20 protein-coding genes are annotated in these 25,503 nt (G+C 63.2%); 6 read left to right on the top strand and 14 right to left on the bottom strand.

Annotation, left to right across the window (positions count from 1 at the left end; all coding sequences use genetic code 11):
• On the bottom strand, positions 1-1,929 hold the full coding sequence (locus FR728_RS04990) for a putative bifunctional diguanylate cyclase/phosphodiesterase (RefSeq protein ID WP_188318798.1): 1,929 nt from the start codon (positions 1,927-1,929) through the stop codon (positions 1-3).
• Between the two features lie 449 nt (positions 1,930-2,378).
• On the opposite strand from FR728_RS04990, the gene parC reads away from it, so the two are divergent.
• Complete coding sequence (gene parC, locus FR728_RS04985; protein ID WP_149891504.1) at positions 2,379-4,628, top strand: DNA topoisomerase IV subunit A; 2,250 nt, start codon at positions 2,379-2,381, stop codon at positions 4,626-4,628.
• 932 nt (positions 4,629-5,560) lie between these two features.
• Positions 5,561-6,025, top strand: a complete 465-nt coding sequence (locus FR728_RS04980) for an acyl-CoA thioesterase (protein ID WP_149891503.1) — start codon at positions 5,561-5,563, stop codon at positions 6,023-6,025.
• Positions 6,026-6,200: 175 nt separating this feature from the next.
• On the opposite strand, the gene smpB is transcribed toward FR728_RS04980, so the two are convergent.
• Together smpB and dapA are read right to left on the bottom strand one after the other, a co-directional pair.
• On the bottom strand, positions 6,201-6,680 hold the full coding sequence (gene smpB, locus FR728_RS04975) for an SsrA-binding protein SmpB (protein WP_149891502.1): 480 nt from the start codon (positions 6,678-6,680) through the stop codon (positions 6,201-6,203).
• A gap of 89 nt (positions 6,681-6,769) precedes the next feature.
• Positions 6,770-7,648, bottom strand: coding sequence for a 4-hydroxy-tetrahydrodipicolinate synthase (gene dapA, locus FR728_RS04970; RefSeq protein ID WP_149891501.1), 879 nt, complete (start codon positions 7,646-7,648; stop codon positions 6,770-6,772).
• Between the two features lie 253 nt (positions 7,649-7,901).
• Between dapA and FR728_RS04965 the strand changes: the two genes are divergently transcribed.
• A complete protein-coding gene (locus tag FR728_RS04965) occupies positions 7,902-8,855 on the top strand; it encodes an alpha/beta fold hydrolase (protein WP_208998656.1) in 954 nt (317 codons plus the stop codon).
• Between the two features lie 191 nt (positions 8,856-9,046).
• Here the strand turns inward: FR728_RS04965 and FR728_RS04960 are convergent, their stop codons facing one another.
• The 9 genes from FR728_RS04960 to phnC form a co-directional block, all read right to left on the bottom strand.
• Entirely contained in the window at positions 9,047-10,153 is a 1,107-nt protein-coding gene (locus tag FR728_RS04960) for a porin (protein WP_149891499.1), read from the bottom strand.
• Between the two features lie 528 nt (positions 10,154-10,681).
• Complete coding sequence (locus FR728_RS04955; RefSeq protein WP_149891498.1) at positions 10,682-11,764, bottom strand: porin; 1,083 nt, start codon at positions 11,762-11,764, stop codon at positions 10,682-10,684.
• Positions 11,765-12,593: 829 nt separating this feature from the next.
• On the bottom strand, positions 12,594-13,712 hold the full coding sequence (locus tag FR728_RS04950; protein ID WP_149891497.1) for a porin: 1,119 nt from the start codon (positions 13,710-13,712) through the stop codon (positions 12,594-12,596).
• Positions 13,713-14,536: 824 nt separating this feature from the next.
• Positions 14,537-15,175 (bottom strand): ParA family partition ATPase, encoded by a 639-nt coding sequence (gene parA / locus FR728_RS04945; RefSeq protein ID WP_149891496.1) that lies wholly within the window; start codon positions 15,173-15,175, stop codon positions 14,537-14,539.
• A 153-nt stretch (positions 15,176-15,328) separates the two neighbouring features.
• Complete coding sequence (locus tag FR728_RS04940; protein WP_149891495.1) at positions 15,329-16,531, bottom strand: lytic murein transglycosylase; 1,203 nt, start codon at positions 16,529-16,531, stop codon at positions 15,329-15,331.
• A 394-nt stretch (positions 16,532-16,925) separates the two neighbouring features.
• Positions 16,926-18,275 (bottom strand): phosphonate ABC transporter, permease protein PhnE, encoded by a 1,350-nt coding sequence (gene phnE / locus FR728_RS04935; protein ID WP_149891494.1) that lies wholly within the window; start codon positions 18,273-18,275, stop codon positions 16,926-16,928.
• A 14-nt stretch (positions 18,276-18,289) separates the two neighbouring features.
• The gene (gene phnE, locus FR728_RS04930) at positions 18,290-19,162 is read right to left on the bottom strand and encodes a phosphonate ABC transporter, permease protein PhnE (RefSeq protein ID WP_149891493.1); all 873 of its coding nucleotides are present in this window, start codon (positions 19,160-19,162) and stop codon (positions 18,290-18,292) included.
• 100 nt (positions 19,163-19,262) lie between these two features.
• On the bottom strand, positions 19,263-20,186 hold the full coding sequence (gene phnD / locus FR728_RS04925; RefSeq protein ID WP_149891492.1) for a phosphonate ABC transporter substrate-binding protein: 924 nt from the start codon (positions 20,184-20,186) through the stop codon (positions 19,263-19,265).
• Positions 20,187-20,236: 50 nt separating this feature from the next.
• The gene (gene phnC, locus FR728_RS04920) at positions 20,237-21,073 is read right to left on the bottom strand and encodes a phosphonate ABC transporter ATP-binding protein (protein WP_149891491.1); all 837 of its coding nucleotides are present in this window, start codon (positions 21,071-21,073) and stop codon (positions 20,237-20,239) included.
• 475 nt (positions 21,074-21,548) lie between these two features.
• Here phnC and FR728_RS04915 point away from each other — a divergent pair, with 475 nt between their 5' ends.
• The 3 genes from FR728_RS04915 to FR728_RS04905 all read left to right on the top strand — a co-directional run bounded on the left by FR728_RS04915 (position 21,549) and on the right by FR728_RS04905 (position 23,424).
• Positions 21,549-22,151, top strand: coding sequence for a L,D-transpeptidase (locus FR728_RS04915; protein ID WP_149891490.1), 603 nt, complete (start codon positions 21,549-21,551; stop codon positions 22,149-22,151).
• 619 nt (positions 22,152-22,770) lie between these two features.
• Positions 22,771-23,091, top strand: a complete 321-nt coding sequence (locus tag FR728_RS04910; protein ID WP_149891489.1) for a cytochrome c — start codon at positions 22,771-22,773, stop codon at positions 23,089-23,091.
• A gap of 141 nt (positions 23,092-23,232) precedes the next feature.
• Positions 23,233-23,424 (top strand): hypothetical protein, encoded by a 192-nt coding sequence (locus FR728_RS04905; protein ID WP_149891488.1) that lies wholly within the window; start codon positions 23,233-23,235, stop codon positions 23,422-23,424.
• Positions 23,425-23,462: 38 nt separating this feature from the next.
• Here FR728_RS04905 and FR728_RS04900 read toward each other — a convergent pair whose 3' ends face one another.
• Positions 23,463-23,831 carry a gamma-butyrobetaine hydroxylase family protein gene (locus tag FR728_RS04900; RefSeq protein ID WP_149891487.1) on the bottom strand — a complete coding sequence of 123 codons (369 nt, stop codon included), beginning with the start codon at positions 23,829-23,831 and terminating at the stop codon, positions 23,463-23,465.
• A gap of 188 nt (positions 23,832-24,019) precedes the next feature.
• Positions 24,020-25,456: a cryptochrome/photolyase family protein gene (locus FR728_RS04895; RefSeq protein WP_149891486.1), complete on the bottom strand. Its 1,437-nt coding sequence runs from the start codon at positions 25,454-25,456 to the stop codon at positions 24,020-24,022.
• Between the last annotated feature and the right edge of the window lie 47 nt (positions 25,457-25,503).

Below are 25,503 nucleotides of genomic sequence, written 5' to 3'. Positions count from 1 at the left end.
TCAGGCGTTGACCACCCGCGACATGGGCACCTCTTGCGGGGTGGTGTCATCGGCGCCGGTGCCCTGAAGCTGCTCCAGATAGGACAACACCCGGTCCGCCGCCATCGGGCGGGCGAAGTGGTAGCCCTGCATGATGGATCCGCCGAGGTCGCGCACCAGATCGCGGATCTCCGCCGTCTCGACCCCTTCAACGATGCAGCCGACCTGAAGCTGGCGACCGAGGGCGAGAAGCGAGCGCACGATGGTGCAGCTGGCCTGATCCTCCACGAGATTGCAGACGAAGGACTTGTCGATCTTGATCTTGTCGAGCGGCAGGCGGTGGAGATGCACGAGGCTGGAATAGCCGGTGCCGAAGTCATCCAGCGCAATGCCGAAGCCCGCCAGCTTGAGCCGCTCGATCGCACTCGCCATCTCGGCGAAATTGTCGATCATCGCGGTTTCGGTAATCTCGAAGTCGATCCGCTCTGGCCGCGCGCCGAGGGCCTCGATCTCGCCGATGAGCCCGTCGATGAAGTGGCTCGACGTGACCGACTTGGCCGAGAGGTTGAAGGACAGGCGCACATGCTCCGGCCAGCGGGCCAGCTCGGGCAGAGCCTTGCGCAGGAGCGCGAAGGTCAGGCTGTCGATCAGCCCGATGCGCTCGGCAATCGGAATGAAGGTCACCGGGGGAATGGGCCCGAGAACGTCCGAGTTCCAGCGGGCAAGGCTCTCGAAGGCGAGCACCCGGCCGCTGGCCGTGTCGATGATCGGCTGGAAGACGACGCTCAGTTCGCGCTCGAAGGTGGCGGACCGCAGGCTGCGCTCCAGAACGCGGGCGCGCTGCACCTCGAATTCGTGGTCGGGTCCGAAGATCTGGCATCCGGCCTTGCCGCCGCGCTTGACCTGATAGAGCGCATAATCGGCTTGCTCGTAGAGCACTTCCGGGGTCTGTCCCTCCCCCGTCCAGCGGGCAAAGCCGATGGAAACGGAGCATTCCAGGACAGCGTCCTCGAGATCCATGGGGGCCTCGATCTGATGACAGATCTGGCTGCCGATCCGCACCATCTCGCCGTCGCTGGGGTCCGCATCGATGAGCAGGGCGAACTCGTCGCCGCCCAGACGGGCCAGGAACATGTCGTTGCGATTGAGACCGATCAGGCGTTCGGCCACATGGCGCAGCAAGCGGTCACCGCAGGTGTGGCCGTAGACGTCATTGACCCGCTTGAACTCGTCCAGATCCAGAACGCCGATGAAGAAGTTGCCCTCTCCCTCGCCGCGCTGGCGCAGAGCGATGCGATCGCCCAGTTCCTCGAAGAAATGGCGCCGGTTGGGCAGCTCGGTCAGGTCATCCATATAGGCGAGACGGAAGGCTTCCTCGCTCAACTGCCGGGTCATGGCCTCGCGGCGCACGAGCTCCTTCTGCTGGGAGAGCAGGCGGCGGCGGCTGTCGATGAGCGCCTCGAAATCCTTGAAGTTCACCCGCAGGATGACCAGCATCGCCGCAGACGCGAGCACCACGTTGATGGCTTCGGCCAGGAACACCCGGTCGCCATTGAGCACCGCGAACCAGACGAACCCACCATTGACCACGATCGCCATCATCAGGGCGGCCGAGCGGATGTGCATGAGACAGAACATGCAGCCAACGGAGGTGATGCCCAGATAGAAGGCCACGTGACCGCGGGTGTGGTCGTCCGCATAAGGGGTGAGCGTGAGCGCCCAGATGACGAAGGCAAGGGAAATCAGGCCGGAGACGCGGTTGGTGGTGCGCAGCGCCTTGAAGGCGAGTTTGGCGCTGACCCGCTGGTGCCGCAGGCGGACCCAGGTGACAATCCGCGCCGTGGCCACCACCGTCAGGGCAACAGGCAGCCAGATCGACAGCCAGGCGGGTGCCCGTTCGAAGAAACTGGAGGCCAGCCCCCAGGTGCCGACGACCACAAGAAAGTACATCAGGGGAATCTGATTGATGTTGGCCGCGTATTGCGCCTTCAGAAGGTCGGGATCTCTCGAAATCTGAGAAAAGGCTGACTTCAGGATACTCAAGGGACCGGTCTTTTCTTCATGCACTGCCCAACTGCCACAACCGGGATGCACCTGTCCGGGCCCTGGACAGCACCTCATCCTTCGGTCAACACCACTGACAATTCTAACCCTTGGTCATTTATCAGAGATTAATTTGATTACGCATATTTACCGGCACGCATTGTCGTACTTCCCTTGCGTTGCCCCCGCAGCCTCGCTCGTCGCGCCTCTGAGGCAGGTGCAAGGCAAGTCTCCCGGCCGGACCGGCGCTCCGTGCCGGAAGAGCGCCGGGAACCGGGGAAAACTGCCGCTCAGGCGCCCTGCCCCGGGCTCCACCGCATTGCGATCCACCGTCTTCGGCTGCTACTTGTCTTGACATGGGAAACGAGCTGATTCCGCCGAATGGCATCGAAGGCATTGACCTGCGTGAAGCGCTGGAAGAGCGCTACCTCGCCTATGCCCTGTCCACCATCATGCACCGTGCGCTGCCGGACGTGCGCGACGGCCTGAAGCCGGTGCATCGGCGCCTGCTCTATGCCATGCGGCTGCTGAAGCTGGACCCCAATGCCGGGTTCAAGAAATGCGCCCGCGTGGTCGGCGACGTGATCGGTAAGTATCACCCCCACGGGGACCAGGCCGTCTATGACGCGCTGGTGCGCCTCGCCCAAGACTTCGCCCAGCGGTATCCTCTCATCGATGGCCAGGGCAACTTCGGCAACGTGGACGGCGACAGTGCCGCGGCCATGCGATACACCGAAGCGCGCATGACCGAGACGGCCCGCCGCCTGCTGGACGGGCTGGACGAGGACGCGGTCGAATTCCGTGAGACCTATGACGGCGAGGACAAGGAACCCATCGTCCTGCCCGGCGGGTTCCCCAACCTTCTGGCCAATGGTTCCTCCGGCATCGCCGTGGGCATGGCGACCTCCATCCCGCCGCACAATGTGCACGAGCTTTGCGAAGCCTCCCAGCACCTGATCAAGAACCCGGACTGCACGACGCGCGATCTCATGCAGTTCATCCAGGGACCGGACTTCCCCACCGGGGGCATTCTGGTGTCCGACGAAGGCTCGATCCTGGAGGCCTATGAGACCGGCCGTGGCTCGTTCCGGGTGCGGGCGCGCTGGGAGAAGGAAGAGCTCGATCGAGGCCAGTGGCAGATCGTCGTCACCGAGATCCCCTATCAGGTGCAGAAGTCCCGGCTCATCGAGAAGATCGCCGAGCTGCTGCTTGCCCGCAAGCTGCCGCTGCTCGATGACGTGCGCGACGAAAGCGCGGAAGACGTGCGCGTGGTTCTGGTGCCCCGGTCGCGCAACGTCGACCCCCAGCTGTTGATGGAAAGCCTGTTCAAGCTGACGGACCTGGAAAACCGGTTCTCGCTGAACATGAACGTGCTCTCCATGGGCAAGGTGCCCATGGTGATGGGCGTGAAGCAGGTGCTGCGCGAATGGCTGGACCACCGCAAGGAGGTTCTGGTCCGCCGCTCGGAACACCGGCTCGGGCAGATCAACCACCGGCTCGAGGTGCTTCAGGGCCATCTGATCGCCTATCTCAACCTGGACGAGGTGATCCGCATCATCCGCGAGGAGGATGAGGTCAAGGCCGAGCTGATGCGCACGTTCGAGCTGACGGACGTGCAGGCGGAAGCCATCCTCAACATGCGCCTGCGCTCCTTGCGCAAGCTGGAAGAGATGGAAATCCGCAAGGAGCACGACAAGCTCACGGCGGAAAAGGACGAGCTGACGAAGCTGCTCGGCTCCGATGCCCGCCAATGGACCAAGATCAGCAAGGAAATCGCCGACATTTCCAAGGCCTATGGTCTGGATACGGCCATCGGCAAGCGCCGCACCGACAAGGGCGAGGCCTCCGATCACGATCTGGAAGACATCTACCAGGCCATGATCGAAAAGGAGCCGATCACAGTGATCGTCTCCGAAAAGGGCTGGATCCGCGCCCTGAAGGGACACCAGAGCGACCTGAGCTCCGTCGCCTTCAAGCAGGGCGACAAGCTCAAGCTCTCCTTCCACGGGGAGACCACGGACAAGATCCTAGTCTTCACCACGGGCGGCAAGTTCTTCACGCTGGCGGCCGACAAGCTGCCGGGCGGGCGCGGTCACGGCGAACCGATCCGCCTCATGGTGGACATGGACGAGGCCCAGGACATCGTCTCCGCGTTTACCCACAAGCCCGGACGCAAGCTGCTGGTGGCCACCACCGAGGCCCGGGGCTTCGTGGTGGAGGAAGACACGGTCGTCGCCAACACGCGCAAGGGCAAGCAGGTGCTCAATGTCACCTTGCCGGCGGAAGCCTGTCTCTGCGTCGAAGCGGACGGGGACCAGGTCGCCATCATCGGTGAGAACCGCAAGCTTCTCGTCTTCCCGCTGGAGCAGGTCGGCATCATGACCCGCGGCCGCGGCGTGCGCCTGCAGCGCTACCGGGACGGCTCCATCGCCGACATCCGGGTGTTCAAGGCGGAGGACGGCCTGACCTGGACCGACAGTTCGGACCGGAGCTTCAACCGCTCGCTCGAGGACCTCGCGGACTGGCGCGGCGACCGGGCCCAGGCCGGACGCCTGCCCCCTGCCGGCTTCCCCCGCAGCAACCGCTTCGGCCCCCGCAAGCCGTAACCACGACGCGCGCGCCACGGAATGCGCCTTGTGCCCCCGTCATGGCAGCACGTGATGCTGCCATCCATGCCGTGACGCGCGGGCCCACGCGGTGCCGGGTCTGTCGATAGGGAACGGCATGGATGCCATGGTCGAGCCATGGCACGACGATGGCGAGTTAGGCCGGTGGAGAGTGTCTGAGGCATTGAGGGCTGCGGGCAGGGGCGAAGGAAAAGGCCTGCGTCTCACACTGACCTCTCCTCCGTCTTGCTCGGGCCTGTCCCGAGTATCCAGGGCATGTTCTCCACGCACGTTGTGCATACCAGCAGCGCGATGCTCTCTGGGCTATCCACGTCATCCCCGCGCAGGCGGGGATCCAGTAACCCGCTGAGGTGCCGGATTATTTTCCCCCGCCTTCGATGAAGAACTGGATCCTCGGCACAGGGCCGAGGATGACCGGGTGGGAGGCGTTGGGCCCGGGCGTGGACGGTCTCTGGTATGTCCGTTCGGTGCATTCACTGCCGTCTACTGTCTCGGAAGAGAGCACCAATCACCCTTTGGCCTGCTGGGGCGCTGCCCCGGCATCTCGCTGTGGCAGCCCCTCTCAGTCACCGCCCTCTCCTCCGACATGGCAGCACTCGATGCTGCCATCCATGCCGTGACGGGTCGGCATACTCCGCGCCGGGTCTGTCGAGAAGACACGGCATGGATGCCATGGTCGAGACATGGCACGACGATGGAGAGGTAAGAGCGCGGCGAGCGGCGCAAGGCGAGAGGCCAAGGGGAAATGAGAGCGATGTCTAACACGCCGTTCGCCTGCCCGGACAGACGGAAAGACAGACAGTGTCTCACTTCTCCTCACTCACTTCACCGGGAGGGTTTCGCGGGCGGGTGATCCTGGGCTTTAATCGGGAGACCGCCCGACGCGCCTGTCGAGGAGCACCAGATCCCTCATGAAAGAGACACACGCCTTGGCCGAACGCGACGCCCCCCTGCCCCGTGCAAGCTACCCTCAGTTCATCTCAATCGATACCCGATGGGCGGATGTGGATGTCTACGGGCATCTGAACAATGTGGTGTTCTACAGCTACTTCGACACGGCCGTGAACAACCTGCTGATCACGAAAGGCCTGCTGGACCCGGCAGGATCACCCCAGATCTTTCTCGTGGTCGAGACCGGCTGCCGTTATTTCCGCGAGGCGCATCATCCGGCAAGGCTCGACATCGGCGTGGCCGTGGAGCGGGCGGGCACGAGTTCGGTGACCTATCGGCTGGGGGCATTTGTTCAAGGCGCCGACCTGCCGGCCGTCGAGGGTCGCTTCGTGCATGTGCTGGTAGACAGGACAACCCGCCGCCCGGTGCCTCTCACCGCGGCGCTGAGGGCGCATGTGGAGACCCTCGCGCTCCGTCAGAGTTGAGCCGCGTCAGGCCGGTTGCCGGATGGGTGCCTGTCACGACGCGCGGATACGCCGGGCAACACGTGTTGAAAAGCCTGTGCGGAAGGCCTGAGAAACCCGGTGCATGGGTGGAGGATAACGCAAAGAAAACGCCCCGGCCTGCGAGGCTACAGGCCTCGCGCCAGGGGGCGCCAGATCAGCCGTTGTTCTTGAGAATACGCGCCTTTTCCCGGTTCCAGTCGCGCTTCTTTTCGGTCTCGCGCTTGTCGTGGAGCTTCTTGCCCTTGGCGAGCGCGATCTCCAGCTTGGCCCGGCCATCCTCGTTAAAATAGAGCTTCAGCGGGACGATGGTCTTGCCTTCCTTCTGCACGCCGCCGGCCAGCTTGCCGATCTCGCGCTTGTGCAGCAGGAGCTTGCGCGGGCGGCGCGGCTCGTGATTGAACCGGTTGGCCTGCAGATATTCCGGGATGTAGACGTTGTAGATCCAGATCTCGCCCTGATATTCGGCCGCATAGGATTCGGCGATATTCGCCTTGCCGTTGCGCAGGGACTTGACTTCCGTCCCCTTCAACTCGATGCCGGCCTCGAGGGTGTCCTCGATCTCGAAGTTGAAACGAGCCTTGCGATTGTCCGAAATGATGGTCTTGGCCGGAGCGCCGGGGCGTTTGGCAGCCATGTGTCTCTCATCCTTGCGGCGGCTGCCATCCGAGGCGCCGCCGGCCGTCCTGGGCCCGACGGAGGGGAAACCCTCCGCCGGAACCTGTGTCAGTTGATCAGGCCTGCGTGGCGCATGGCCTCTTCGACCGCCCGCTTGGTGGTGTCACTCACCGGAACCAGCGGAAGGCGCAGTTCGTTTTCCATCTTGCCGAGCAGCGACAGGGCATATTTCACGCCGGTCGGGTTCGGCTCGATGAAGAGCGCCTGGTGCAGCAGGCCCAGCTTGTCCTGATATTCCAGCGCCTTGGCGAAATCGTTTGCCGCGCAAGCCGCCTGGAATTCGGCCGACAGTCGCGGGGCCACGTTGGCGGTCACCGAGATGCAGCCGTTGCCGCCATGGGCGTTGAAGGCCAGCGCCGTGATGTCCTCGCCGGACAACTGGCAGAAGTCCGGACCGCAGAGATGGCGCTGCTGGGTGGCCTTTGCAAGGTTCGCCGTCGCATCCTTGACGCCGACGATGTTCTTGCAGTCGCGGAACAGCTCGGCCATCGTCTCGGGCAGCATGTCGATCACCGACCGGCCCGGGATGTTGTAGATGAGAATCGGAATCCCGACCGCATCGTTGATGGCCTTGAAATGGGCCTTCAGGCCAGCCTGGTTCGGCTTGTTGTAATAGGGCGTCACCACGAGCAGTGCGTCCGCTCCAGCCTTCTCGGCATGTTGAGCGAAATCAATGGCTTCCACCGTGTTGTTGGAGCCTGCACCGGCGATCACCGGCACGCGGCCGGCGGCGGCCTCGATGCAGAGCTCGATGACGCGCTTGTGTTCATCGTGGGTGAGCGTCGGGCTTTCACCGGTGGTGCCCACCGGCACGAGCCCGTTGCTGCCCTCTTTTATCTGCCAGTCGACGAAGTCCTGAAAGCGTTTCTCATCCACCGCGCCGTTCAAAAACGGTGTAACAAGCGCTGGAATCGATCCCTTGAACATTGTGGTTCCCTCAGTCGACTAAGTAGAGAAAAAAGCCGGCCGAACCCCCGTCCGACCGGTGACGCACCATAGTCGCCTCACTTCATAACGGCAATGGCTAAAGGCCGGTTCCCGCACGCTCTTCACGGTCCGTCCCCCACAGCGCGCGCCCCGTGGGCTGGCGTGCTGCCGCAGGGGCTTTGCAAGGTCATTCCGGACCGTTAGGCTGACCGAAAACGTCGGGCAGAGAGCCCGGGTCCTTCGGGAGGAGCCCTTGACCACAAACCCATCGACACTGCGCAACGGCAGCCCTGCCGAGACTGCGCCCGACGTGACGGCAGAGGTCTTTCACTGGCAGGCTTCTGACGGCCTGCGTCTGGGGGGGCGGATCTTCGCGCCGTGCGCTGCCTCTGCGGTCACCGAGAGAGACGCCTCCCTGCCGGTGCTCTGCCTGCCGGGCCTTTCGAGAAACACCCGAGATTTCAATGATATTGCCGCCTTTCTTCAGGCGCGCGGACATCCGGTCATTGCCCTCGACTATCGCGGCCGCGGCCTGAGTGACTGGGATCCGGACTGGACGCACTATTCCATCGAGATGGAAGCAGCCGACATTGACGCGGCAATTGACCGGCTCGGCCTCGACCGTTTCGCGGTTCTCGGCACCTCCCGTGGCGGCCTGCATGCCATGGCCATGGCGGCGCGACCGCTTCGGTCCCGCCTGGCCGGCGTCATTCTCAATGACATCGGCCCGCATATCGAAGCGGAATCGCTTGCCCGGATTGCCACGAGTATCGGAAAGCAGATGGAATTTCCCTCCTTTGACACGCTGGGACAGCGGCTGCGTGCGGATCTCGGCGACCAGTTCACCGGGCTGACGGAGGCGGGATGGGTGCGGCTGGCCCGTCAGCTGGCCGCGCCGGGTCCCGAGGGCACGGTTCGGTTGAGCTACGACCCCGCGCTCGGCAAGACCCTGAACGGGTGGAGCAACGCGGGGGATGCTCCGGCCTTCCCGGACCTGTGGCCCCTCTTCGACCTGATGGCCGATATCCCGCTCATGGTTCTTCGCGGCGAGACCTCGGATCTGCTTTCGGAGACGACGTTCCGGGAGATGGGGCGCCGGCGCCAGGCCTGCGCTCTGCACACGGTTGCGGGCGAAGGTCACGCACCCCTGCTCTGGGATGCGGACACACAGACACGGATCGCCGCGTTCCTGCAAACCCTTTCCTGAGTAAGCGCCGCCGTGACGAGCCGGGCCCCGGAGGCGTCGTCCCCTCCTTGCCGACAGCCCCGCCGGATTACGGTCCAGACTGCCACGCCCGGACCAGACGCGACATGCTCGCACCGTCAATCCGCTGACAACGTAAAAAGGGCCCGGTGTTGCCACCGGACCCTTTCCAACCTCAGGTGAGGCGCACGTTCTTAGAAGGTGCGCTGCACGCGGAAGGCTGCAGACAGGTTTTCGTCGTCACCAGTGGTGTCGAAGTCGGTGTCGGTGTAACCGACGTCAACACCGATCTGGAAACCGGAGACCGGCTGCCACACGACGGAGCCGTCGATGGCCCACTTGGTGTAGTCATTGGTGGTGTTCGCGAGATCGACATCCAGGTAGGAGCCGTCCAGAGCGAGACCGACGGTCGAGGTTGCCTGGTAGTAGATGCCGCCGCCGATGTTGTAACCGGTGGAGGTGTCGCCAGCAGCACCGTCAGCGCCAGTGGCGTTCAGGTAGGACAGAGCGCCATCGGCATAAGCTGCCTGGAAGGCGATGTTGGAGCCGGAGGACAGCATCGGCAGGTTGATCACGACACCACCCTGGATGGCGTAGCCGAGTTCTTCATCCGGAGTGCCGGTCATGTTGACGTGGTGCAGGGCACCAGACAGCTTGGCACCGCCCCAACCCTGGGACACTTCCAGAGCGCCAACCAGATCCGGGAAACGCTGACCGTCATAGGTGCCGGATTCGCGGAACGAGCCTTCTTCCACGGAGATCGTGGCGGAGAAGCCGTTGCCGAAAGCGGCGGTGTAGGCGATCAGGTTGGTGGTCACGTCGGAGAAGTCACGATCGACGACGCCGATGAAGGTCTGGCCGGTGAAGTAGTCGAAGAACGACGTTGCGTAACCGAAGGTCCAGCCACCCCACTGGATGAAGGCCTTGTTCACGTTGGCAGCAGCTTCGGCACCAGCGGACGCGCCAGCTTCGAGTTCGAAGAAGGTGCGCAGCAGGCCCCACTCGGTGGCGGTGCGGCTGTCGAGGTAGAGGTAGCCACGGCCAAGGAAGGTATAGCCGTCGGTTGCCGGGGTTGCCCAGTTGCCGCCATCAGACATGTCGTTGATGGTGTACTGAGCGCGGACGCGGCCGCCAACGCGCAGGCAGGTGTCGGTGCCCGGGATGTAATAGAAGCGTGCGCCGTAGGCGTCGCAAACCTTGACGTAGTCAACCGGTTCGGCGGCGACCGGAAGATCGGCAGCCTGGGCGGTGGTGGCGGCAGCGGCAGCAGCGGCTGCGAGCAGAACGCTCTTAAAGTTCATTTCTGACCTCCAAATCAGTCATGTTAAAGATGACGCGTCCTTTCGGAGGGGCTTTTGCCCGATCATCATCTCAATCCCCGCGAATAATCTCTGAAGTCGAAGTGGTTCGAAGGTTGGACGTTCGAACTTACGGTTCAGCGCGACCCCAAGGGCCGCTCGCACCCTGACCTTACGCATCGGCTTTCCATGCGCAACGACGAAAACCGCCTCACGGGGGGTGAGACGCTGGTTTCAAATCACACTGTTGCGCGAAGGACACAAAAAGGCGACCCGCGGAAAGACTTCGGTAAGGAGTGAGGCAGCCATCGGGCGGCTTTGCCGGGTCACTCTCGTGAAATCTCGCGATCGCTCTTTTCTCCCCATCCGACTCACCGGGCACTGAGGCCGGGAGGTTCAGGACGGGAGGGAGACAGAAAAGCTGCCTCACTAAAAAGGGGACGGCCCGGCGAGGTGGAATTCGCCGGGCCGCATGACCGACTGGAGATCAGAAGATCAACCTGTCAGATCAGGTAATCCGAGAGACCCGGATTAGAAGGTGCGCTGGACGCGGAAGGCTGCTGCCAGTTCGTCCGTGTCGGTGGAACCGACTTCGGTGTTGGCGTAGCCGAGGTCAACACCCATCACGAAGCCCTTGACCGGGGTCCAAGCGACGGAGCCGTCGATTGCGTAACGGGTCACGTCCAGATCGTCGATGTCCATGTAGGAGCCATCGAGGGCCAGACCAACGGTCGAGGTTGCCTGGTGGTACAGACCTGCGGACAGGGAGTAACCAGCAACGGTGTCGGTGCCGTTCACGTCGGAGTAGTCAGAGCCACCGATGTAGGACAGAGCGCCGTCAGCGTACTGAGCCTGGAAGAAGATGTTCGAACCAGCGCCGAGCATCGGCAGGTCGAAGGTCACGAGACCGCCGAGAGCGTAGCCAACTTCGTTTTCGAAGCCATCAACGTTCACGTCATGCAGAGCGCCGGAGAGCTTTGCAGAGCCCCAGCCCTGGGACACGCCGAGGGTAGCGACCAGATCCGGAATGCGGGTACCTTCGTAAGCGGAGTCGCCTTCACGACGAGCGCCGTTTTCCAGACCGACAGTTGCCTTCAGGCCGTTGCCGAAGGAAGCGGCATAGGTCAGCTGTTCGGTGGTCTTGTCGGACCAGTTACGGCCAATGATGCCTGCCAGGGTCTGGCCGGTAGCGCCGTCGAACTGCGAGGTGGCGTAACCGAAGGTGAAGCCGCCGAACTGGATGTAAGCAGAACCCAGACCGAAGCCAGAAGCGGAAGAACCGTTCAGCTCGGTGAAGGCGCGCAGCAGGCCGAATTCGGTTGCAGTGCGAGCGTCGAGGTACAGGTAGCCCTTGCCGTAAGCGGAGTAGCCATCAGCAGATGCATCGCCCCATGCGCCGTCGTCAGCGAAGTTGTTGACAGCGTACTGAACGCGGACGCGGCCGCCAACGCGCAGGCAGGTGTCGGTGCCCGGGATGTAGTAGAACTGTGCGCCGTAAGCGTCGCAGACCTTGACGTAATCAACCGGCTCAGCGGCGACCGGCAGATCGGCAGCCTGGGCGGTGGTGGCGGCAGCGGCAGCAGCGGCTGCGAGCAGAACGCTCTTAAAGTTCATTTCTGACCTCCTAAAGTCAAAACCATAAAGATGACGTCGAAACCGGGTTGGCTCGGGTCATCAATCCCCGCGAATTTTGACGTTACATGCATGGTCGTTGCTGAGGTTCAATAACGACCGGGAATGTAATGACAACGGCGCTGTGCCGTTCGCAAGACGGAATGAACCAAATCGGATTCCCCGCCGCAACCGATTTCAGGCCCGCGCCACCCCTCCCCGACCTGGTCGTGATTTTTTTGCAACATACTGAATTCACATCTATATTTTAATTACGTAAGGTAAGTTTAATTAAATTTCCACCTCTTAGCCACCTTACGCCGAGATAGTTTTGTCGCTAAATAATAGCGATTAAATTTTTGTCATTTAAAAAATTGAAAAATGAAGAATCGACGCTACGTGATATTGAAGTAAAGATTTCAATATCGTGCTTAAAAAAGCATGCAACTCAACGGCATTTCGACGTCAAGACAGGAGCAAATGGATGACTAACTTCAATCGCTGAGTATATCCACGCATCACATCAAATATGTCAGAATATAGACAGGACCGCTGCCCACAGGGCCAGATTTACCGCCCACAGCGAAAACAGATCCCCTGAAGCGTGATTTGCGAGCGGGAATCTCGGCACTCTCACTGGAAAACACACTGACTCGCGCCCGCCCGAGGCACCGCCACCGCAGCTTCTGCCTCGCGACCCGGTCAACGACACAGGAAGAAGGCTGCCCCAGAAATGGGGACGGCCCGGCGGTTAGGAGGCCGCCGGGCCGCATGGCTGACTGGAGATCAGAAGGAAATCCGGTCAGGAGCCATTTGAAGTCGAGGGGTCGACTTAGAAGGTGCGCTGAACGCGGAAGGCAGCCAGCAGAGCGTCTTCGTCGTCGTTTTCGACTTCGACGTTCTCGTAGCCCAGGTTTGCACCCAGGGAGAGGCCGGAGACCGGAGCCCATTCAACGGAACCGTTGATGGCGTAACGGGTCACGTCCAGATCGTCGCCGGTTTCCACGTCGGCATAGGAGCCGTCGAGAGCCAGACCAACGGTCGCGGTTGCCTGGTGGTACAGACCTGCGCCCAGAGCGTAACCGGAAGAGGTGTCGCCGCCTGCAACGTCAGAGACGTCATAGGTGGTGGAGCCGAAGGTGAAGCTGTCGTCCAGGTTGATGTAGGACAGAGCGCCATCAGCATAGACTGCCTGGAAGGACAGCTCGGTGCCGGTGGAGATCATCGGCAGGCCGAAGGTCACGCCGCCGCCGATGGCGTAGCCGACTTCACGGTCTTCACCGGTGACGTTTGCATCGTGCAGAGCGCCCATCAGCTGAGCAGAGCCCCAGCCCTGGTTGACGTTCAGCTTGGCGACCAGATCCGGGTAGCGGACGCCGTCATAGGCGCCGACGCGGCGGTCAGCTGCATCTTCAACTGCGATCGTGGCGGACAGGCCGTTGCCGAAAGCCTGGGTGTAGGCGATCTGCTCGACGGTGGTGTCGGACCAGTTACGACCTGCAACACCGATGTAGGTGGAGCCGGTGAAGAAGTCGAAGTTGGAGGTGGCGTAACCGAAGGTGAAGCCGCCGAACTGGATGTAGGCCTTGTCGATGCCAAAGCCGCCGGTGGAACGGCCGTTCATGTCGATGAAGGCGCGAACCAGACCGTATTCGGTCGCAGTGCGGGCATCGAGGTACAGGTAGCCACGGCCGTAAGCGCCGTAACCGTCTGCGGAGTCGTCACCCCAGTTGCCGTTGTCGGAGAAGTCGTTGACGGTGTACTGGACGCGAACGCGGCCGCCAACACGCAGGCAGGTGTCGGTGCCCGGGATGTAGTAGAACTGTGCGCCGTAAGCGTCGCAGACCTTGACGTAATCAACCGGCTCAGCGGCGACCGGCAGATCGGCAGCCTGGGCAGTGGTGGCGGCAGCGGCAGCAGCGGCTGCGAGCATCACGCTCTTAAAGTTCATTTCTGACCTCCTAAAGTCATTTTTCAAAGGCGCCATGTCCGGGAAGTATTTCCCTGGACGCCTCGCTGGCGTCGCCCCTTCCCCGCGCAACAGATCCACCGGACCCATCCCTCCCCCTCGTGAGGACGAGCACCGCGGGAAACGGCCTTCGCTCGACGTGATGAAAGCCACAGGCCGGAGGTATACTCAATAGTTTTTTCGCCGCTTGTAAACTTCAAAGTTTCCACAGCGTCCTTTTTGCAACACTGCCAGAAATGGCTCTATTTCTCACATTTTGGTGAGGCGCCATTGTAAACTATCTAGTGCAGTTTATTTTCGTTGCTCTCCGGCTCCATGGCAAGAAATCAATCCGCTCGCCTTGAGTCTTCGTAAAATCGGATGGCTTGCTTCAACTTTCAAAGACGGATTTCTGACCAAATTTCCGTTTCGGCATTCCGTGTTGCGGAACACGAGAACTACTTTGCATTACGCAGGATATCGAGCGCACTGGCTTGCCCTGAAGGCACAGCCCCATTGATGCCGTATTTTCGTCAGAAGTCGGCATGGAGCCAACTTGTCACAACCTTGAGTGACCATCCGTTCTTCTTGCGGACCTTTTCGGGGACTCGCGCACAGCCGATCGGCCGGAAGAGGGTCGACGCTCACTGGGTCGGGACTCGACGCCGTGAACTTCACCTCCGTTTGAGCGCGCAGCACTCAGCAGCCCGTCAAAGGGCTGGAAAGCCGGTGCTTTGTGGAGTGTGTCTTGTGGGGAGGCGCGGCGTTCGGCGCGACGGGTCGAGCGCCTGCGCCATGCCAGACCCTGCCCCCGGAAAGGCCGGCGCCTAAAGGCGCGTGGCGAGTTCCTGCAGCAGCGCCGTCATTTCAGCTGCGGCCTTGCCGGAGGGATCGGTTTCCATGACCGTCCGCCCCTGCCCCATCGAGGCGGCAAAGGCCGTGCGGTTGCCAAGACGTGCGCCGAGCGCCTGAAAGCCATGCTTGGCGATGGCCTCGGTCATCTCGAGGGTGAGCGCTGCGCGGGGGGGCACCCGGTTGAAGACAAGAACCGCGGGCGTGTTCTCCCGCTCGGCAAGTCTCAGGGTCTGGTCGGTCGCCCAGAGGTCCACAGGCGTGGGCTGGATGGGAACCAGCACCAGATCGGCTGCATCGATGGCGGGCTTGGCGTCCGCGTCGGTCTTTGGCGGGGTGTCGACCACCACATAGGCGTGATCGCGGGCCAGGGCCTTGGCCTCACGCCGCGCGCCCCAGCCGGAGGCTGTGCGGAAGACCAGACCGGTCGCGTCTTCTCCCAGGGTTTCCTCCCGGGTTTCGAACCAGGTTCCGAGCGAGCCTTGCGTGTCCACATCGAGGATGGCGACAGCGCCTTCGCCCCTGCGGGAGAGGGACACCGCCAGATGGGCGGCCAGAGTGGTCTTTCCAGAGCCGCCCTTTTGCTGGGCAACCGTGAGAATGCGTCCGGACATGGCTGTTTTCCCCGATCCAGCGGCCGGCCGGCACCTGATGCCAGACCGATCTTTCCGCTCACCGAGAGCCATATTGCGCTGCAATATCGACAAAGACAACCGCTACGTCAGGTTTCCGGCGAACGGCGGGCAGACATGCAGACGGGGCCCGCCTCAGGAGCCGCCGAGGAGCGTGTAGATGCCATAGGCGGGGCGGCCGGTGACCGGCAGGCCGAAATGGGCCTCGGCCTTCTTGATCCCCTCGCGGGTGGCGGGTCCCACCTTGCCGTCCGGCTCGCCCACGGGGAAACCGGCCTTGTTCAGCAAGTGCTGCAACTCCTTCCGCTGGGCGCGGGAGAGCCCAGGATTGTCGGTCGGCCAGGGCGTCTTGAAGGGCTCGCCGCCAGACACGAGCTCCGACAGGAGGGAAATCGCCAGCGCATAGGACGTCGAGACATTATAGGAACGCAGCGCCTCGAAATTGCGGGTCACGAGAAATGCCGGGCCACCCTTGCCCGCCGGCTGGATGAGCGCCGCCGCCTCCCCGCCCGACAGCTTGCCGCCGTCCATGCGCGTGATGCCGCGCTTGGCCCAGGTGGACAGGGGCGCCCGCTTGGTGCGCCCTTCCGGTCCGTTGTAGCCCTTGGGCAGCCGCACCTCATGGCCCCAGGCACGGGCATTGCTCCAGCCTGCGTCCTTGAGGAAATTGGCGGTGGAGGCGAGCGCGTCCGGGACGGAATTCACCAGATCCTTGTGGCCGTCGCCATCATGGTCGACCGCCAGGCGCAGATAGGTCGTCGGCATGAACTGGGTCTGACCGAAAGCCCCCGCCCAGGAGCCACGGAACGCTTCCGGGTGAACATGGCCGGCCGAGGCGATCTTCAGGGTCTTGATCAGTTCATCCTTGAAGTAGCCCGCACGCCGACCGCCCGCACAGGCCAGATTGGCGAGTGCGTGAGGCGTGTAGAAATCCCCCTGGAACTGGCCGAAATCGCTCTCGATGCCCCAGACGGCGAGAACCACATGCCGGTCGACACTATAGCGCTTTTCCACGCTGCGCAGGGTGCGGTCGTGCTCCTTGAGCAGGCGCTTTCCATCCTCGATCCGCTCCGGATCCACCAGAAAGGCCATGTAATCCCAGATCGGGGTCTCATATTCGGGCTGACTGCCGGAAAAGCGGATCACCTTTTCATCGAAGGTCGCCCCGTCGAGCATGCGTCCGGCCACATCGGCGCTGACACCGGCCTCGATCGCCTGTTTCTTCAGGCCGCTGACGCAGGCCCCGATGGAGGCGGCCTCAACCGGCGCGGCTGCCAGCAGCAGGCCGCCCGCAAGGGTCGCGCGTTTCGAAAGGGGTCCGGGGATCCAGGTAAACATGTCTGTCTGCCGCTCCAGCGTGATTCGGGCCCATCGTGGCGCGAGATGATGGGGGAATCATGACATGGGTGCGCCGCACCCGGCAAACGGCGGGCGTGCCGGAAGCTGGTCGGGCTGCTGGTGCCGTCGCGCAGGAGCAGCCCAAAGCGGCACATGCTCCCTACAGCTGTGATGCCCCGACCTCTCCCGAGCACCCAGAACCAGAGGCATGAACCCGAGAAGACTGGGTTCTCGGCACAGGGCCGAGAATGACGGGGCGAAGGCGCACGTCGCCGAACACAACCGCCGAGCAGGGTCACGGCATAGAGTCCATGGTCGAGCCTTGGAATGACCGAGCCCCCCAAACGGCAAGAGGCGGGTTGCCCCGCCTCCGAACTTCATTGCCGTGATCAAGTCATCCGTCAATCAGCTTGCGCCGCAGCCAGCCGGAGAACTGGTCCATGAGGATCACCACGGCGATGGTCAGCAGGATGATGTAGAGGGTGTTTTCCCAATCCTGACGGGTGCGGATCGTCTCCAGCAGCTTCAGACCGATGCCCCCGGCCCCGAGCGCGCCGATGACCGTGGCGGAACGGGTGTTCGATTCCAGGAAATAGAGCACCTGGGAAATGAAGAGCGGCAGGATCTGCGGGAAGACGCCGAAGCGGTATTTCTGCACGGGCGAGGCGCCGGTGGCCTGAATGCCTTCCACCTGCTTGCGATCGGCGTTCTCGATGGCCTCGGAGAAGAGCTTGCCGAAGGCGCCGGTGTCGGTGAAGACGATGGCGAAGATCCCCGAGAGCGGGCCGAGGCCGAAGGCGCGGATGAAGATCAGCGACCAGATCAGCGTGTCGATACCGCGCAGGAAATCGAAGCCACGTCGCAGGCCGAAGCGGGCAAGGCCGGAAGCATTGATGTTGCGGGCGGCGGCAAAGGCGAGCGGCAGGGCCAGAATGCCGGCCAGCAGGGTGCCCACCACCGCCATGATCACGGTCTGAAGCAGGGCGTAGGCGACCTCGCCGTGCTGCCAGTCCTCGTTGTTCCAGAATTCCGAGGCGATCAGGGACAGGTTTGACCGGGCCGGATCGATCCGCTCACCGGAGGCGGCAAGGGACACGATCTCGGAGATGGACTTGCCGGCCAGCGGCGAGGAGAAATCGAAGAAGAAGTTCTCCCAGCCGATAAAGTAGCGGTGGATCTCGATCTTGCTCTTGGTGATCCAGATGCGCGCAAAGGCAGAGGGCCGCATGTCGACCTGGATCTCGGAGGCCCGGATCCAGTCCGGCACCGGCTCGCCGGCCGGCACGTTGCGAAGGGTCGGCACTTCCCCCTTGGCATAGTGGATCACCCAGGGCAGATCCCGGCCCGGTTCGAAATAGGAGACCGTGTCGGCGGTCACGTCCACCCATCCGGCAGCCCCCAGCTCGATGCGATCGGGGCCAGGGCCCTGCTGGACCCAGTCGGGCAGCGGGTCATATTGAGCGAAGCGGGCGCCTTCCAGATTGGCGGTGAAGCGGTCATCGGTCAGGCGGCGCACCACGTGGATCTTGTGGGCGAAGCTGTCGAGGAAGAAGAGCTGCACCATGTCGCCCCGGAAACCGCGCATCACGCCCGGCAGGTCGAAGGTGATGAAGCAGGTGGCCAGATAGGCCAGCAGCGCGACGAAGGCCCCGAGCGGAATGAGGCGCGCGGAGAGCGGGCGGTCGATCACCCCGGGATGGCGGGCGGAAAGGGCATCGATCCGGGACGCGGTCAGGCTGGTCATGATCGGTTCCTGGCTTAGAGGACGCCGGTCCGGCCGATCAGGGCGCGGCGGGCAAAGGCGGACAGATAATCGATGAGGGTGATGGCCGTGACGAGCAGCACGATGATCGCCGTGATGTCGGCGCCATAGTTCCAGTCGACCACCTTCTTGAGCTCGGCCCCGAGCCCCCCTGCCCCGACGAAGCCGAGGATGGCGGAGGCGCGGACGTTGATCTCGAGACGCAGCAGTCCGTAGGAAAGGTAATTGGGCAGAACCTGCGGCAGGACGGCGAAGCGCATCCGCTGCAGCCAGCTGGCGCCCACGGAGGCGAGGCCCTCCACCGGCTTCATGTCCGCGTTTTCGTTGGTCTCGGAGAAGAGCTTGCCCAGCGCACCGATGGTGTGGAAGGCCACCGCGATCACGGCGGCAACCGGCGTCGGGCCCAGCGCCAGGACAAGAACCAGAGCGAGCACCAGTTCCGGGAAGGCGCGGCAGACATCCAGCGCGCGGCGCATGATGAAGACCACCGGCCGATTGTCCATCAGGTTGCGGCTGGCGAGGAAGCTGAAGGAGCCGCCGATCACGAAGCCGATGATCGTGGACAGGATCGCGATGTTGATGGTTTCCAGCAGGTAGGGGAAATAGGTGGCCAGCAGGCCGAACCAGCCCCAGCCGGCGGCCCAGGTGTCCTCGATCAGATCGCGGGGATAATCCAGGAAGCTCGACAGGCCGCCCCAGAAACTGCCGGAGTTGGCCTCTTCGGCCACCGTCAGACCGCCCACGATGGCGAGGACGGCGCAGAGGATCAGCAGAAGCGTGTAAAGGGTCCGACGGCCGGACAGCCGGTCATAGGCCGCCCCGATCTCGGCCAGATGAGGGTGAGCGGAGAGGTCGGTCTGGGCGCGCACGGCGGATCTTTCAGCTGGGCACCGGGCGGACGATCCGCCAGAGGCCGGTCAGGACAGACGAAAAGGGGCGCGAGCCGCGCCCCTTTCCAGAGAGAGAAGATCAGTTCTTCTTGGCTTCGATCGTCGCGCGGCGGGCGTCGAAGATCGGCTCGTAGAAGGACGGCTGGACTTCGACGTAGCGGTTGATCTCGCCGGCAGCGACCTTGTACATGCACTCCGGATCGTCCTGGTTGAAGGACAGGAGCGACGCCTTGAGCTTGTCCTTCACGCCCTGCGGCAGGGAGGAACGCACCACGGTCGGGCCGTTCGGGATCAGCGGGGACTTCCAGATCTCGCGGACCTGGGACATGTCGAGCATGCCCTTGTCGACCATCTTGCGCAGGTTGCCCGAGGAATAGCCCTCTTCCCATTCGCCCACGCCCGAAGCCCAGGTCACGCCGGCATCGACGTCGTGGTTCAGGACGGCCAGAACGTTCTGCTCATGGCCACCGGAGAAGACAGTCTTGGCGAAATAGGCGTCCGGATCGATGCCCTGCTTCTTGAAGGACACGTAGGGGATCAGGTAGCCGGAGGTGGAGTTCGGGTCGGCGTAGCCCAGGACCTTGCCCTTCATCTCATCGAGGTTGTCGATGTTGCTGTCTGCCAGGGTGATCAGAACGGAGTGATAGCCGGTGGAGCCGTCGGTCTGTTCGGTGGTTGCCAGCGGCTCGACCAGGTTTTCGTCTTCCAGGTAGAGAGCGGCATAGCCGGAAGCGCCGAGTTCGGCATAGTCCAGGTTGCCGCCCTTCAGACCTTCGATCGTGCCGGCATAGTCAGCAGCCGGGAAGAGCTTGACCGGAACGCCAAGCAGGGCTTCGTAGCGCTTGACCAGGCACTCGTTGGAGCGCAGACGGTCGGCTTCGTTTTCGCCGCCGAGGATGCCGATGCGGAATTCGGTGATGGTTTCTTCGGCCGAGGCATGGGTGGCGTTCAGGGCGATCATGCTGACGGCAGCGAGGGCCGCGAACTTGGCAAGGGTCTTCATCGGTCTACTCCGATTTCAGGATAGGGATGACGGTTCTGGCGTTACGATCCTCAGACCGCAGACGATGCCACCGGCGTCATCGCACCGGCGGAATACAGGGGACGGGGCGCCGGCCGCTCGATGGCGGTGGAGGTGGCTGCCTCGTTGAAACTTTCATCGGCGCCGTAGATCTCGCGTGCCACGTCGGTGGTCAGCGCCTCCGGGGCACCATCGAAGACGATGCGGCCGTCGCGCATGCCGATCACCCGGTCGCAATAGGCGCGGGCGGTGTCGAGGGTGTGCAGGTTGCACAGGACGGTCTTGCCGTCGCGCTCGTGGATCTCGCGCAGCGCATCCATGACGATCTGGGCATTCATCGGATCCAGCGAGGCGATCGGCTCGTCGGCCAGCACCAGCTTGGGGTCCTGCATGAGCGCCCGGGCAATGGCCACGCGCTGCTGCTGGCCACCGGAGAGCGCCTCGGCGCGCTTGGTGGCCTCGGATGCAATGCCGAGCCGGTCGAGGGCGAGCAGCGCCATGGCACGCTCTTCCCGGGAAAAGACCTTGAGCAGGGACGGCACGGTGGAATGCATGTTCAGGCGGCCGAGCATGACGTTGGTCAGCACGTCGAGGCGCAGCACCAGATTGAACTGCTGGAAGACCATGGCGCAGTCGCGCTGCCAGCGGCGCATGCGGTCGCCCTTGAGCGCCAGGACGTCCTGCCCCTCGATGACGATGCGTCCGGAGGTCGCCGGCGTCAGGCGGTTGATCATGCGCAGCAGGGTGGACTTGCCCGCACCGGAGCGACCGATGACACCGACCATCTGGGGCCGGTCGAGAGAGAAGCTCACCTGATCCACGGCACGCCGTTCGCCAAATGCCTTGGTCACGTTTTCAAAGTGGATCACCGGACAGCCCCGTCTGTTCGCGTTGTCTGTGCAGCGACAAGAGCCACGCGAACATTACAGAGGCATGACAGAAACCGGTGCGGTTCTTGAAGTTTTCATGACATGCCGCATAAGAAGAGATGACGCGCGGCGCGATCTTAGCCCTATAACTTTCCCGGCAAATCTTTAAACCGTGATTTTACATCTCCCTCCTCGTGACAAGACCTGACAGACGCCGGCCGGGAATTGCCGTTTCGCCCGCAGCCCTGCGGGGTCCGCAATCCGGCGGGGGGCATGCAGTGGATCGTGGATGAGCGGGGACAGGCCGCCCCGTCGCGGGCAGATGCGGCGACAGGGCGTCAAGCATCTCCTGACCAACGCCAGACCTTGCGTCCTGCGCCTTTTTTTTGCACTGACGTTAAGTCAACGGAAACCGCACCCCTGTTTTCCTGCCGTCAGTACTGATGCTTATTCCTGTCTCGATTGGGGGATCACGATGAAGACCTTGCTGCGTGTCACCATGGCCGCGCTGTTCCTGGGAATGACCGGAGCAGCCCTCGCCGCCCCGGGTGGCCAGTTCTATGACCCAAACACCCGCCAGTGGATCCAGTATGGTCCGACCTACGGCAACCCGAGCGGCAAGTCCCCGGTGCGCCGGGAAACGGTCCGTTACAGCGGGCCGCACGCACCGGGCACGATCATCGTCAACACCAAGGAGCGGCGTCTCTACCACGTGCTGCCCGGCGGCAAGGCGATGAAATATGGCATTGGCGTTGGCCGGGAGGGCTTCCAGTGGGCCGGCACCCACCGCATCACCCGCAAGGCGGAATGGCCGGGCTGGACCCCTCCGCCGCAGATGCGGGCCCGCGAGAAGGCCAAGGGCCGGATCCTGCCCGCCCACATGAAGGGCGGCCCGAACAATCCGCTGGGCGCGCGGGCCATGTATATCGGCTCGACCATCTATCGCATTCACGGCACCAACCAGCCCTGGACCATCGGCGACGCGGTCTCGTCAGGTTGCATTCGCCTGGCCAATGACGACGTGATCCACCTCTACAATTCCGTGCAGGTGGGCTCGAAGGTCATCGTGCAGCGCTGAGGCGGATCGAGCTACCGGTTCGTTCTTGCCGGTGAGCTGCGCCCAAAGACCCTCGGCTCACCGGCCCCGGATCTTCGGCTTGCAGCCTTCGTCGGGGAGGACCAAAGGCGATGGATTGTCTGAAGGCCTGACCGTCGTCATTCCCGGCCTTGTGCCGGGACTCCAGTCCGTTGGAGGACGGCCCGGCAGACTGATGCTCGGGACAGGCCCGAGCATGACCGTCGAGGGGGCATCGCGCATCCAGCCCGCGCCTATTGGGCACTACCGCGCGGCCATCATTTCGCTGAGGCGTTCCCTCTCTGTCGTCATCCCGGCCAAGCGGAGGGCGAGCCTGGATCGGTGAGCCAAGAGACCATCGAACAGGTGAAAGGCCGGCCTTTGACGCTGCGCTCCCCTGCTGACCTCTGATCTGCCTTGAGGTAGACTGAGAGACATGAGGGACAGCCACATGCCTTTTCATCGCGTTTTGCCCGGCACGCCATCCAGACCCTTCCGCCGCACCGCCCTTCGGTCAGCGGTGAGCCTCGCCCTTTCGCTGGCGGCGGCGATGGCGGCTCCCTCATTGAGCCTTGCTGCATCAGGTGCTGCCAAGGGGCCGGTCGTTCCGCAGGACGGCCCGGTGCGAAGCGGATACGCGCTGTCGAAGCTCCATTGTGCCCGGTGCCACATCATCCATCCGGACGACCGCTTTACCGGCCACGCCTCGACCCCGTCCTTCATGATCATGATCGATGCGCTGGAGGACTGGCCCGAGCGCTTCGACACGTTCATGGGGCGCAATCCGCATCCGGCCCACCTGCGCCTTGACGGCAGCGATGCCCGACCGGACAACCTGCCGGCGACCATCGTCGAGGTCATCCTGACGCAGCAGGAGATCGAGGACATTCTCGCCTATGTGGATTATCTGGCCAAGGAGCAGGGACGGCCGCGCCCGGACTGACCGGCCTTGCCGCCCCCCTTCCCCTCGGATGCGCGCCCGCAACAAGATGTGGACTGCGTCAATCTGGCAGGTCTCATCGCAGCGCCTTGTGGGATATGCCACGCACCCGACTGAGACAGCAGCAAGGTGTGGAGTTCCGCAATGAACGGGGTCGATTGGTTCCCTCTGGTCTTTTTCCCCCTGAAATTCATCGTGCTGGGAGTAGGCATGTTCTACTCCATCAAGTGGCACTATGATCAGGACAAGAAGAAGGAAGCCGAAGAGCAGGCGCAGCGGGAGCTGCAGCAGGCCTCGGCGGCCGAACACGCTCTGGCCGAGGCGAAGACCTCCTGAGCTTCAGGCCACTTTTCCGAGACGCGAGGCCTTGAGCCTCAGCGCTCGCGCTTCAGGCCCTTTTCCTCCAGTTCGCGCAGATAGACACCCCAGTGGGCGTCCGGATTGCGGCCGAGCTCGAGGAAATAGGCCCAGCTGAAGATGCCGGAATTGTGCATGTCGTCGAAGTGGATGCGCACGGCGTAGTTGCCCACCGGCTCGATCTTCATGATGCCCACGTCGCGCTTGCCGGGCACGGTCTTCTTCTGGGAAGGGGAATGGCCCTGCACTTCGGCAGAGGGCGAGCAGACCCGCAGGTATTCCGCCGACAGCTCATGGGTCTCGCCGGTGTCGAACCCGATGGTCAGGGTCTTGCGGTCGCTCGACACACGCAGTTCGGTCGGCCAGGCCTTCTGTTCGTCGCTCACCGCGGCATCCTTCCTGATGGCGGCAGGGTGCTGCCGCCCACGTCTTTGATCGGGAGCCGAACGATAGTGGCTCAAGATCAAAGATCAAGGTGGCAGGGGCTGCTCGTCAGGTGCCCATCAACAGGCAACCCTCACAGGCCAGCCCGCAGGGCACCCGGCAGGGCAGCCGGCAGGGCGTCGCCTGGATCTCAGGCGGCCGCCTCCCCTTCCCGCTCCTCGCGGCGGGACTTGACCGCATCATAGCCGTCGAGCGCCTTCTGCCGCGCGGTTGCATGGTCGACGATCGGCTTCGGATAGTCCTTGCCCAGCACCACGCCGGCCTTTTTCAGCACGGACTCCGGCGCGTCGAACGGGGCGTTGAGATACTGATCCGGCACCTTGCTCAGTTCCGGCACCCAGCGGCGCACATAGACCCCGTCGGGATCGAACTTCTGGCCCTGGGTGATGGGATTGAAGATGCGGAAATAGGGCGCAGCATCCGCTCCGCTGCCGGTCACCCACTGCCAGCTAGCGGAATTGTTGGCCAGATCCGCATCCACCAGCGTGTCGCGGAACCATTCCTCCCCGTGATGCCAGTGAATGCGCAGATGCTTGACCAGGAAACTGGCGACGATCATCCGCACCCGGTTGTGCATGTAGCCGGTGGCCCAGAGCTCGCGCATCCCCGCATCGACGATGGGATACCCGGTGCGGCCCCGCTGCCAGGCTGTCAGATTGGCCTCGCTGAAGGCCCAGGGGTAGGCGTTGAAATCCTCGCGCCAGTTGCTCTCCGGCAGTTTCGGGAAATGGTAGAGCAGGTGATAGGAGAATTCGCGCCAGGCCAGCTCGCTCAGGAACTTCTCCCCGTCCTTGCCATGATCGCCTTCGCGCACCGCATGCCAGATCTGGCGGGGCGAGATCTCGCCGAAGTGAAGATGGGGAGACAGGCGCGAGACGTTGGGCAGATCCGGCCGGTTGCGCTTGTCGCCGTAACCGGCCATCCCCTCCTCGAGAAAGGCGCTGAGGCGGGCATGGGCTCCGGCCTCGCCCGGGATCCAGATATCCTCCCAGCCCTCGGCCCAGTTGGGCGACACGGGCAGGAGACCCAGGTCCTCCAGGGTTTCGCCACCGTCGAAATCGGCAAGCCGGATCGTCTCGGGACGCGCAAGCGGCGCATCAAAGGTCAGGCCCTGAACGGCGCGCCAGAAGGGCGAATAGACCTTGAAGGAGCCTCCGGCCTTGGTCTCGATCTCGAAGGGCTCCACCAGAAGGTTGGCCTTGAAACTGCGGGCATCCAGGCCCTCGCTCTTCAGCTCGGCCTTGATGTCGCTGTCGCGCTCGATGGCACGGGGTTCATAGGCCCGGTTCCAGTAGACGCCGGTTGCGCCCACCCGTCGCGCCAGATCCGGGATCACGTGCCGGGCATCACCGCGCAGCAGAACGAGGCCCCCGAGATCCTTTTCAAGCGCCTTCAAGGCGTGATGAAGCCACCAGCGGCTTGCGCCGCCCATGGGATGGGTTTCGCCGGTCGCCGCAGGGTCTTCCAACACGAAGACGGGCAGGATCGCGCCCTTTTCGACGGCCGCAACAAGGGCCGGATTGTCGCTGAGGCGAAGGTCATTGCGGAACCAGACGAGGGTGGTCATGGGGCGTGGGGCCTCTTGTCATTCGGTCTTCTGCCTCCATCTACGGG

The organism is Roseibium aestuarii (assembly GCF_008477545.1).
Taxonomy (GTDB): domain Bacteria; phylum Pseudomonadota; class Alphaproteobacteria; order Rhizobiales; family Stappiaceae; genus Roseibium; species Roseibium aestuarii.
This window is presented reverse-complemented; position numbering and strand designations above follow the sequence as displayed.

Bases quoted from the DNA above. Each gene is read 5' to 3' on its own strand.
- FR728_RS04980 (WP_149891503.1), top strand. From the start codon at position 5,561: ATGAAAGAGACACACGCCTTGGCCGAACGCGACGCCCCCCTGCCCCGT.
- FR728_RS04940 (WP_149891495.1), bottom strand. From the start codon at position 16,531: ATGTTTACCTGGATCCCCGGACCCCTTTCGAAACGCGCGACCCTTGCG.
- FR728_RS04895 (WP_149891486.1), bottom strand. From the start codon at position 25,456: ATGACCACCCTCGTCTGGTTCCGCAATGACCTTCGCCTCAGCGACAAT.
- FR728_RS04915 (WP_149891490.1), top strand. From the start codon at position 21,549: ATGAAGACCTTGCTGCGTGTCACCATGGCCGCGCTGTTCCTGGGAATG.
- FR728_RS04955 (WP_149891498.1), bottom strand. From the start codon at position 11,764: ATGAACTTTAAGAGCGTTCTGCTCGCAGCCGCTGCTGCCGCTGCCGCC.
- smpB (WP_149891502.1), bottom strand. From the start codon at position 6,680: ATGGCTGCCAAACGCCCCGGCGCTCCGGCCAAGACCATCATTTCGGAC.
- phnD (WP_149891492.1), bottom strand. From the start codon at position 20,186: ATGAAGACCCTTGCCAAGTTCGCGGCCCTCGCTGCCGTCAGCATGATC.
- dapA (WP_149891501.1), bottom strand. From the start codon at position 7,648: ATGTTCAAGGGATCGATTCCAGCGCTTGTTACACCGTTTTTGAACGGC.
- FR728_RS04905 (WP_149891488.1), top strand. From the start codon at position 23,233: ATGAACGGGGTCGATTGGTTCCCTCTGGTCTTTTTCCCCCTGAAATTC.
- phnE (WP_149891494.1), bottom strand. From the start codon at position 18,275: ATGACCAGCCTGACCGCGTCCCGGATCGATGCCCTTTCCGCCCGCCAT.
- FR728_RS04950 (WP_149891497.1), bottom strand. From the start codon at position 13,712: ATGAACTTTAAGAGCGTGATGCTCGCAGCCGCTGCTGCCGCTGCCGCC.
- parA (WP_149891496.1), bottom strand. From the start codon at position 15,175: ATGTCCGGACGCATTCTCACGGTTGCCCAGCAAAAGGGCGGCTCTGGA.
- FR728_RS04990 (WP_188318798.1), bottom strand. From the start codon at position 1,929: ATGTACTTTCTTGTGGTCGTCGGCACCTGGGGGCTGGCCTCCAGTTTC.
- FR728_RS04960 (WP_149891499.1), bottom strand. From the start codon at position 10,153: ATGAACTTTAAGAGCGTTCTGCTCGCAGCCGCTGCTGCCGCTGCCGCC.
- parC (WP_149891504.1), top strand. From the start codon at position 2,379: ATGGGAAACGAGCTGATTCCGCCGAATGGCATCGAAGGCATTGACCTG.